The organism is Tsukamurella sputi, from assembly GCF_007858445.1.
In the GTDB taxonomy this organism is placed as follows: domain Bacteria; phylum Actinomycetota; class Actinomycetes; order Mycobacteriales; family Mycobacteriaceae; genus Tsukamurella; species Tsukamurella sputi.
This window is the reverse complement of the sequence record NZ_VIGV01000013.1, coordinates 86,088-95,344: the sequence shown is the minus strand read 5'-3', so window position 1 is coordinate 95,344 and position 9,257 is coordinate 86,088. Positions and strand designations below refer to the sequence as shown.

The 9,257-nt window shown below is 66.1% G+C and carries 11 protein-coding genes and 1 pseudogene; 8 read left to right on the top strand and 4 right to left on the bottom strand.

Annotated elements, in window-relative coordinates:
• Positions 1-325 precede the first annotated feature (325 nt).
• From FK268_RS22035 to FK268_RS22015, 6 genes are all read left to right on the top strand, one after another.
• Entirely contained in the window at positions 326-745 is a 420-nt protein-coding gene (locus FK268_RS22035) for a hypothetical protein (protein ID WP_146437596.1), read from the top strand.
• 6 nt (positions 746-751) lie between these two features.
• Entirely contained in the window at positions 752-1,243 is a 492-nt protein-coding gene (locus FK268_RS22030; protein ID WP_146437595.1) for a hypothetical protein, read from the top strand.
• A gap of 92 nt (positions 1,244-1,335) precedes the next feature.
• The gene (locus FK268_RS22025) at positions 1,336-1,860 is read left to right on the top strand and encodes a hypothetical protein (protein ID WP_146437594.1); all 525 of its coding nucleotides are present in this window, start codon (positions 1,336-1,338) and stop codon (positions 1,858-1,860) included.
• 1,199 nt (positions 1,861-3,059) lie between these two features.
• The gene (locus tag FK268_RS24345; RefSeq protein ID WP_158636189.1) at positions 3,060-3,230 is read left to right on the top strand and encodes a hypothetical protein; all 171 of its coding nucleotides are present in this window, start codon (positions 3,060-3,062) and stop codon (positions 3,228-3,230) included.
• The gene (locus FK268_RS25340) at positions 3,215-3,310 is read left to right on the top strand and encodes a hypothetical protein (protein ID WP_497997376.1); all 96 of its coding nucleotides are present in this window, start codon (positions 3,215-3,217) and stop codon (positions 3,308-3,310) included. The genes FK268_RS24345 and FK268_RS25340 overlap by 16 nt, the downstream gene beginning before the upstream one ends.
• A 148-nt stretch (positions 3,311-3,458) precedes the next feature.
• Positions 3,459-4,019 carry a M15 family metallopeptidase gene (locus FK268_RS22015; RefSeq protein WP_146437593.1) on the top strand — a complete coding sequence of 187 codons (561 nt, stop codon included), beginning with the start codon at positions 3,459-3,461 and terminating at the stop codon, positions 4,017-4,019.
• Positions 4,020-4,040: 21 nt separating this feature from the next.
• Here the strand turns inward: FK268_RS22015 and FK268_RS22010 are convergent, their stop codons facing one another.
• Positions 4,041-4,736 (bottom strand): DUF6474 family protein, encoded by a 696-nt coding sequence (locus FK268_RS22010; protein ID WP_146437592.1) that lies wholly within the window; start codon positions 4,734-4,736, stop codon positions 4,041-4,043.
• Between the two features lie 97 nt (positions 4,737-4,833).
• On the opposite strand from FK268_RS22010, the gene FK268_RS22005 reads away from it, so the two are divergent.
• A complete protein-coding gene (locus tag FK268_RS22005) occupies positions 4,834-6,381 on the top strand; it encodes a TM0106 family RecB-like putative nuclease (protein WP_231707218.1) in 1,548 nt (515 codons plus the stop codon).
• 4 nt (positions 6,382-6,385) lie between these two features.
• Here FK268_RS22005 and FK268_RS25145 read toward each other — a convergent pair whose 3' ends face one another.
• The 3 genes and pseudogenes from FK268_RS25145 to FK268_RS24340 form a co-directional block, all read right to left on the bottom strand.
• Entirely contained in the window at positions 6,386-6,589 is a 204-nt protein-coding gene (locus FK268_RS25145; RefSeq protein ID WP_231707217.1) for an ABC transporter substrate-binding protein, read from the bottom strand.
• Positions 6,590-6,872: 283 nt separating this feature from the next.
• Positions 6,873-7,322: pseudogene (locus FK268_RS25140) on the bottom strand (iron-siderophore ABC transporter substrate-binding protein); the annotation flags it as partial.
• A 93-nt stretch (positions 7,323-7,415) separates the two neighbouring features.
• On the bottom strand, positions 7,416-8,480 hold the full coding sequence (locus tag FK268_RS24340) for a hypothetical protein (RefSeq protein ID WP_158636188.1): 1,065 nt from the start codon (positions 8,478-8,480) through the stop codon (positions 7,416-7,418).
• Between the two features lie 193 nt (positions 8,481-8,673).
• Between FK268_RS24340 and FK268_RS21990 the strand changes: the two genes are divergently transcribed.
• Positions 8,674-9,156, top strand: coding sequence for a helix-turn-helix transcriptional regulator (locus tag FK268_RS21990; RefSeq protein ID WP_068573578.1), 483 nt, complete (start codon positions 8,674-8,676; stop codon positions 9,154-9,156).
• The last annotated feature ends 101 nt before the right edge of the window (positions 9,157-9,257 follow it).

Sequence of the window (9,257 nt, the reverse complement as noted above, 5' to 3'; positions counted from 1 at the left end):
TCGGCGCAACCACACTGCGCACCCGCGGCCGCCCATCCACACCCCGGACTCTAGCGGCTCAGGGCCCCACTCAGGTGGGGCCGAATGAAACCGCCCTACCGGGGCCAGATCAACTTGACATAGCCACACCCCCACCGGCGCACCGCCACTGACAACACCGACGACCCCCAAACCCGCAGTCGCAGCGCTACCCGGCACCGCCGCTACCAAACCCACCCCGACAGTCCCCGTCACGGGCGAGGCAACCGCACCGGCCAAATCCGCAGCGCCTGCAGCGTCGGCAGTTGGGCCGGACTACAAACCCTTCACCACCAAACCCGCTGCGGTGGCGGCAGCAACGCCCGAAAAGATCACCACCGACGCGGCGAAGACCATCGACACACCTACCACGGGGGACAAGGCATTCACCGAGATGCCCGCAGCGGACCGGGCGGGCACGGACGCGGCGAAGGTACCGGATACCCCAACCACAGGTGACAAGACGTTCACCCTGACGCCTGCTGCAGATGGCGCAGGCAGGGCCATTGACGGACCGAGCACTGGCGGTACACGCCCTACCGACAGCTCGCTACTAGTGCCTGGATCGCCCATCGACCCTCGCTTCCGAACCATTAACGGCGAAATTCGGAGCTTCCTCGCCGATGGAACGCACGTCAACGGAGACCTGTTCAACCCCGCCACCTGGAATGCCGAGAAGTTTTCAGCGCCACAACTGCTGAGAGATTCCTGTCTGACGGAACCTTGAACATGCATGCGGGTACCCGATTCGAAAAAGTCGTGGAACCATCTTTCAAGGAAAAGGGGGCTCAACTCACAAGTCTACATAAACGACGTCAAACGAGGCGAAGGCTTCTATCGAATCGTAGACTACTATGGAAGGCGCATTGCCACGATTTCTCAGAAACATACCAACGCTCTGGGGAATCCAGGACAGTTCACGGGATACATTAAAGAGTTCGATGAAAAGTATCCCGCGGGCGCTACCGTTAAGGGCGTTCCTACCAGCCGAAATCGCGAGATTGTTGGGCGGGAGCTGGACGGCACCCGAATCCTGCTCATCCAACCGCAAAAAGGGATAACAGTCGAACAGGCAATTTTTGCCGCGAAGCGAGATATCTATATCGCAGACCCGATGGGGCGGGTGTATAATGAATTGGAAATGGGTGCATCCATGCGCCCAGGGGTACGTGATGCAATTGACATTCGCCCTTGGGTTGAGCGCAACAAGCAGGAAGGTAAGTAGTGGAGTACTTACAATTGGGGCACCCGCGATTGATGAATCGATCGCTTGTTAGCTACGAGTACGGGTTAAGGTGGAGTAATCGATTCGAGGAGGTGGTTGAACCCCACACCGAAGAGTATGCGCGTAGGTTCTTCGAGACCGTGGGGCCGCCGGGACGGGTGCAGGCAATAGCCGCTGCGCCTGCCTTGCGGAAGGATCAGCCTCTCTTTACCGTCACATTTTCCAGCCGACACCCAGACTGGAAGAGTAACGTCTTTACTGTTGATGTGTTGAATGCCGGCGGAAGCCCGCTGGAGCACTTCACCTTTTTGCCTCACGGCGAGAATGAAGTATTCCTCTTCACGTATCGACAGAACGATTATGCGGATGCTGCCACGAAGACGATGTATACCCATTCCGATCGGCAACGAACGTGGACTTTTCAGGCGGATGGCACTTCAAGCTTCGACGAGTTTGTGGCGGATTCCGACGAACCTGTCGCTGATCAGGACTGGGCCAGGGATTTTCCACTGGACAGACTGATTTTTGAGCAGCCTTCGTTCGGTGATTGGGAGTCACTTGTGGACGTAGGTCCGCTGCCAGGCGTATCAGACTACGCTGGCATAAAGTTCACGTAGATATTACTCAACAGAGCGGCAGGCGCATGATCTATCGCGAGGAGGCGAGATGAACGGCGAATTTCTGCACGTCCGATGGCACGGTGGCGCTTCGAATGATCCGACTTTCTGCGGTGAACTAGAGTTTTCGGACAAACTACTCTGGAAGACCCGCTGCAGTCAGCCGCAGGGCTTGGACCGTGGTGTTTAGCAACAGAGACAGGGGTGCTCCTGATATCCAATGACTATCTTACTGTTGATGGACCCGTAGAGGCGCTCGTCGCACGGGTTCAATCCACGGTTTCGCGACTAATGCTCGGGTCTGCTGGTGGTCAATACGACTTTCGCCAGTATCGTGGGGGTGTCCTTACCCGGCACCTTCGCGAAGGCGTGTCAGTTGAAGTGTCGATTGGTGAGCCTCTGCCGTATGAAAAGCAGCTTACGGAACTCTGGTGGGCAGAACAGCTGCTAGCTGAGGAACGTCTGGTGAACCTCTTCCTAGACGAAACGCAGATCAAGACGCCGTTCCTAGGTGGTGGTGTCACCTTCACGAAGCTTGCGACACCGAACCTCATACCAGCTCACTGAACCGCCCCGGGGAGTCCGGAGACTCTGGTATGCCCCGGGTTCCGTGGAGTCGAAGGTTCGTGGATTCCCATGCCACGGTGATGCGGTTGCGTTCGAACTCTGTCGGTGTCAGCCATCCAAGCTGGCTGTGACGAAGTTTTCGGTTGTGTCAGATCTCGAGGTACTCGAACATCGCGTTGCTCAGCTCGATCCGCGTGGTCCACTTCTTTCGATCGAGTAGCTCGACCTGCATGCGTGACCAGAAGCTCTCGATCATCGAGTTGTCGTAGCAGTCGTCGATGCTACCCCATCGACGCGAGCAGTCCGGACTCCTTAGCGCGTCTGGTGAAGGCCCACGATCCGAATTGAACGCCCCGGTCCGAATGAATGATAGCGCCCGGCTCGTGGTTTCGGTCGAGGCGGCCGTCAATCGCCATGCCCAGGGCGTTCGTGACCAACGCTGCTGTCTGTGACGCGTCGATTGACCAGCCGACGACCCGCTGATCTCGCACTCGGACGCGACAAACTTTAGCACTGCAAGCGACACCATTTTGGACGCTTGCCGCAGTGTCCTGCAGACTAAACTTGACGAAGACGGGGCGCCGCTGCCTTCAGTCGGCGCGATTTTGACATGAAGTAGCAAGGAGATTACGGTGCGTGACCGCGAAGTGGTGGTTGGTAGTCATGCCGTTCTAACTGATAGTTCGGTCGCCATTTTTGAAGAGTTTGAGGGGCGCATCGCCAGAACGCTTCGGCTAATGGTAGCGACGAACTACGGCGCGCGCCAGAAGGGCTTATTGCCTGGCGTTTGCTTGCGATTGTGAAGCTCGCGCGTGCTCGCGGACTCGCTATCCGCGTATCGTCGCCATATCTACCTGAAGTGTCAACCGAGTTGACTAATTAGTCGACGGCCCGCAGCGTAATCTAAGATTGCGCCGGATGGAAGTTGTGTGGACCGCATCCAAGTCGGGCAACCTGATCGGGACCGGACTGGGACGGGACTGCGGACCGTCGGGGACGGTACCGGGACGCGAGCGGCCCATCGTGAGGACATGGCTCATGCACTCACGAAATCGGCTGCGGCGCTGGTGGTGTTGATCGCGATGGCGGCGGTGATCGCGGCGTGCTCGGAGACGCTCCCGGGGATACCGGACGGGGCGGGCGCGGGCACCGTCGGGCAGCTGGGGGAGGCGGACGGCGTGGTCCTGGACCGGGTGGCCGTTGATGCGGATGTGCCGGCGGTGACGAAGCTCGACCCCCGCCTGCGGAAGGCGGTGCAGAAGGCGGCGCGGGCCGCCGAGCGCGAGGGGGTGACGATATACCTCACCTCGGGCTGGCGTTCGCCGCGGTACCAGCAGTACCTCTACGACGACGCCGTGCGGCGCGACGGGGCGAGAGCGGCGGCGCGGCTGGTCGCGAGCCCGACGGAGTCGGAACACGTGACGGGGGACGCCGTCGACATCGGTCCGACGGACGCGGCGTACTGGATGGACCGCTACTCGGAACGATTCGGCCTGTGCCGGACGTACGCGAACGAGGTCTGGCACTACGAGCTACGGACCGGGGCGTCGTGCCCTGAGATGGTCTCCGACGCCTCCGCGCGGCAGCGGTGAACCGCCGCGCGGAGCGGCGGACTAGGAGCTGACGCCGAGGCGGTTGAGCAGGTCGGCGTCGATACCGTCGAGCTCGCGGGCGATCGCCTGGTGCGCCGGGCGGCGCCGCGCGGGCGGCATCGACTCGGACGCCGTGATCGCGGTACCCAGGTCGTCGAGGCGCTGTGCGACGGCGGTGGTGAAGGACTTGGTCTCCGCATCGGGATGCGTGGCCGCCAGCTGATCCAGCGAGCGCCGGGCCGCCGCGACCCGCGCCGACAGGCCGCCGCCGTAGCCGGCGAACGCTGCGACCTCGTCGACCGGCACGCCGAGGCGCGAGGCCTTCGCCGCATCGAGCTGGTTCCGGCCGGCCTGCGCCGCCCGGTAGGCGATCGGCACCACGACGGGCGCGAGCAGGCGCGCGGTCGAGATGTAGCGCTTGAGCCGCGCCTCGGAGAGCAGCTTGCCCTCGACGGCCGCGCGGGCGTTCGTCTCGGCGATCTTCAGGTTGGCCGCATCGGCCTTGCCCTGGGCCTTCGCTACGATCTTGGAGCGCTGCAGATCGGCCTTCAGCGCCTTGCGCTCGCTCTTCGAGGCGTTCTTCACGACGCGCTTGGCATCACGATCCGCGTTCTTGGCGGCGAGCTTCGCCTCGAGGCGCGCCTTGGACTTGAGCGCCTTGGCCTGCGCGCGACGTTCCGCGCGGGAGGACTTCGTCTTCTTGCCGAACAAACCCATCAGTGCACGTCCTTGTAGGTCAGTACTGCCGTCCGCTACAGCATTGCACAGCGCGGCTCCGCGGGTTGTCGGTGCCGCCCGCCATACTGCTAGTGAAGTGAACATCGACGAGGCAACGACGACGAATCCGGTGAGCGCGCGGTCGCTCACCGGATGCCGGCACCGCTTGGCGCTCGAGGCGCGCGCACCGCAGGGCGATCCCGATCCCGGTATGGAGCTGCGGGTCGAGGCGGCGGCGGTTTTCCGCGCGTCCATCCGGGACGGGCTGCGTGGGCTGACGATCATCGAACCGGGCGAGGGCGCAGTGCGCCGCACCCTCGCCGCGATGGAGAACGGTGCCGACCGCATCTGGAACGCCGTGCTCCCCACCGCGCACGACCGTCGCGGCCACAGCGAGCTCCTGATCCGCCTCGCCGACGGCTACATCCCCGTCATCGTGGTCAACCACAAGACCTGCGACCCGGGCGCCGGCGCGATCACGTCGCCGCTGGACCGCTGGGAACCCCGCGAGGACGAGACGGTCCGCTCCCGGCAGCACCGCGGCGACCAGATGCGCCTGGCCCACCTCACGCGCATGCTCCAGGACACGGGCTTCGCGTCCCGCACGCAGCTCGGCGGGAGCATCGGGATCGACGGTGCGCGCATCGTCGTGCACGAGATCGGACCGCTTCTGCCCGCCTACGACGAGCGGTTCGCGGACCGTCGGGCGGTGCTCGCCGGAGCCGTTCCGACCGAGCCGGTGCGCGTCGCGGAGTGCCGACGGTGCCCCTGGTGGTCGCAGTGCGCGCAGACGTTGACGCTGGCGCGCGACGTGAGCCTCGTGGCCGACGGCCGCTCAGCGCCCGGCCTGCGCGCCGCGGGCATCGTCACCGTCGACCAGCTGGCGGAATACGCGGGGCAGCAGCCCGAGGACGTGCCCGTCCCGATCGCAGACCTACGGGCCATGGCGCGGGCCTGGCGCGAGGGGCAGGTGCTCGTGCGCCGGCGGCCCGAGGTGAAGGTGCGGCGGGCCGACGTCGAGGTGGACGTCGACATGGAGAGCTACCAGGAGTACGGCGCGTACCTCTGGGGCACCTGGCTGCGGAGCGACGGCGTCGAGGTCGGGTACCGGCCGTTCGTCACCTGGGACCCCGTGCCCACGCGCGATGAGGCGCGCTCCTTCGCCGAGTTCTGGGCGTACCTGATGGACCGGCGCGCGGAGGCGCACGCCGCCGGCAAGACCTTCGCTGCGTACTGCTACTCGCAGAACGCGGAGAACAAGTGGCTGCTGGCCTCCGCGGACCGGTTCGCCGGCGAGCCCGGCATCCCCGCACGGCGGGCGGTGGAGGAGTTCATCGCCTCACCGGAGTGGGTCGACATGTTCGACGCCGTCGGCGACGCCTTCCTCTCCCTCGAGGGGCGCGGCCTGAAGAAGGTCGCTCCCGTCGCCGGATTCCATTGGCGTGACGCCGAAGCCGGGGGCGAGGCGTCGATGCTGTGGTACCGCGTGGGCGTCGGCATCGACCCGGGTTTCGCGGACGCGGACCGCGCGGCGCAGCGGCAGCGGATCCTCGAGTACAACGAGGACGACGTGAAGGCGACGGCCGCGCTCCGCGCGTTCATGTCGAGCGAGAAGGTGCTCGCACTGCCCGTCGTGGGCGGCTGATCGCCTACTTCGCCATGAACTTCTGCATGTCGGAGAGGATCCGCTCCGCGGCGACGGTGGAGGCGTTGACGAACCACGGGTCGACGTCGACCTCGAACGCCCGCCCGCGCTCGACGACCGGCAGCTTCTTCCACAGCGCCGCCTCCGTCATGTCGCGCGAGGCCTTCGGGAAGGAGTAGAACAGCCAGTCCGCGTCGAGCAGGCCCACCTCCTCCGGCGAGAGCGCGCGGCTGGCGGCATCGGAGAACTGCTGCGCCGCTGGCCGAGTGAGGCCGGAGTCCGCGCCGACGATGCTCGCCAGGGCGAGCGTGCCGAAGTACAGGTACTGATCGCCGCGCGCCCGGACCAGAGAGATGGTCGCGGAGTCGCCCCGCGTCTTCGCCCAGGCGCGGGCGCGGCCCTCGTAGTCGGACAGGAGCTGCTCGCCCGCCTTCCTCCGCTTGGAGCGCCTCGGCCACGGTCGCGAGGTCCTTCTTGAACGACTCGGAGCCGCCGGCGGTCTGGACGGTGGGTGCCATCCGGGCGAGCTGGTCGTTGAGGGACTTGTAGGCCCTTCTGTTGGACAGGATCAGGTCGGGCTTCAGCGCCGCGATCTTCTCCGGGTCGGGATTCATCCGCTCGCCGACGATCCGGATGGCGTCGAGGTCGTACTTGTCGCCGAACGCGTCGCGGATGTACTGCGGGATACCCGTGCTGTTGGTGGCCTCCGGGACCACGACCGCGAGGCCGACCGGCACCGTCCCCAGCGCCAGGCAGTAGTCGAGGTGTCCGGTCGAGAGCGCGACCACGCGCTTCGGCCCGTCGTCGGACTTCTGCGCGGACGAGCCGTCCGGCCCGCAGGCGGACAGCGCGGCAGCGGCGCCGAGCCCGCCGGCGCCGAGGAGCAGCGACCGTCGGCTGATCGGACGACGGCTCGGGATGAGAGGACTCGAGAAGGTCATTGCCTTAGGTTAGGCTAAGGATGCTTCGTCCGATTTCGGGGCCCGTCCATCAGGGGCCGTGCATCGTGGATTCGTCCGGTGCGGTGCGGACCGCTACGCCTGGGCCTGGCGCATATGGGCACGTCGCAGAGCGTCGGCGAAGCTGCCGCTGCCGAGGAGCGCAACGCCGCCGAGGATCGCGATCATCGCGGGGGAGAGCTGCCGCGCCGTCTCCGCGGCGACGGGCGCGACGCGCTGCGCGGAGGTGTACGCCGCTGCGAAGACGGTCGTGTCGCCACTGCGGCCCGAACTCTGCTCGGACGCACCGCGATCGTCGTTCGACGATGCCGGGGCAGCGGGGGCCGGCGCGGCCGGTTTCGGTGCGGGCGCGGGAGCGGCCGGAGCGGGCGCGGGGAGTGCGGGCCCGGAGACGATCGGGGGGACGATCGGTGCCACCACGACGGGCGCCACCGGCGCTGCGGGAGCGGGCGCCGCTGGGGCCGGAGCCGACGGGGCGTCATTCCCCCGTGCCGAACGGTCGCCCTCGGCGGTGTCGTGGTCGATGATCGACGGAGTCCCGGTGGACGGGCTGCCGGTGCCCACGCCGGAGCCGGCCGTACCGCCGGAGCTGGTCGACGCCGAGCCGGATGTCACCGGCGGGGTGGCGCCTCCGGTGGAGCCGCCCGTCGTTCCTCCGGTGGAGCCGCTGGTGGAACCTCCGCCGAAAATGCCGCCGAGGATGCCGCCGAGGATGCCTCCCCCGTGGCCGTGGTCCTTGCCCTTATCCTTGTCGTCCTTCTCGTCGTCCTTGCCGGTATCGGGCTTCGTGCCGGTGCCGGTGCCGGGCTTGTCGTCGGACCCCGCCCCCGGCTTGTCGGTCGCCGAGCCGCTGCTGGACCCGCCGTTACTGGACCCGCCGTTGCCGGACCCGGAGTTGCCGCCGGTTGCGCTGGTGCCGCCGTGGCGGTCGGACGTCCGGCTGCCGCTTCCGGTGCCGGCGGAGCTGCCGCTCGCGGAGTCGGAACCCGACGACGACGATCCCGAACTGGACGACCCGGAACCCGTCGAATCGGACGTGCTCGGGTCGGCCCAGACCGGCGCGGAGGCGATGGCTCCGATCGCGAGCGCGGTGATTCCGGCGGCGCGCAGGCGGCGGGAGAGATGAGTCGGACGAGACACAACACACCCCTTCCGAACTTCTGACACGGCTGTGGGTAAGAATACAGTATGCGCGCGCGAGATTGATAGTCGACCACGAAGAGGTCGTGCTCCATGATGAAGTGCGCTATAGTGTGATCGAAGCTTGTGGACTCGCAACATCGTGTGTTCGCCGGTGGAAGATCGTGCCGGAGATAGAGAGGGATGGCACAAAGTGGATACAGGTAATAAGTACGACAGCGACGCTCTGGTGGGCCAGGGCCTGTTCGCGAGTCGGCTCGAGGAGCTGTTCCGCACGGTGCCCGGCCCCAACGGCCGTGCGTTCACCGCGAAGGCGATCGCACAGCGTTCGACCGCGCTGGGCTTCCGCCTGGGCGAGTCGTACCTGAGCCAGCTCCGTTCGGGCAAGGCGAAGTCGCCGTCCTTCCGCACCGTCGAGGGCATCTCCGCCGCCTTCGGTGTGGACGTGCACTACTTCCTCGAGGACGAGGCCGCCCAGCGCACCCGCGACCAGATCCACCTCATGCGGCTGCAGGCCGATACCAAGGTGCAGATGGCCGCGTTCCGCCTGGCAGGACTGTCGCCGGACTCGGTGAACATGGTCAACGAGCTCATCAAGGTGTTGCGCGTGCAGCAGGGCTTGCCCGCCGACCCGCCGGAACTTCCCGTAGACTCGCGCGAAACCGAGGGACTGTAACCTTCTCCGGCTGACACGCCGGCCCCGCGGCCCGTCCGGCCGCCGGGGCGGCGTTTCCCGGTGTGCGCGGCGTCCCTCTACGACTGTGGTGGAGGTGGCTC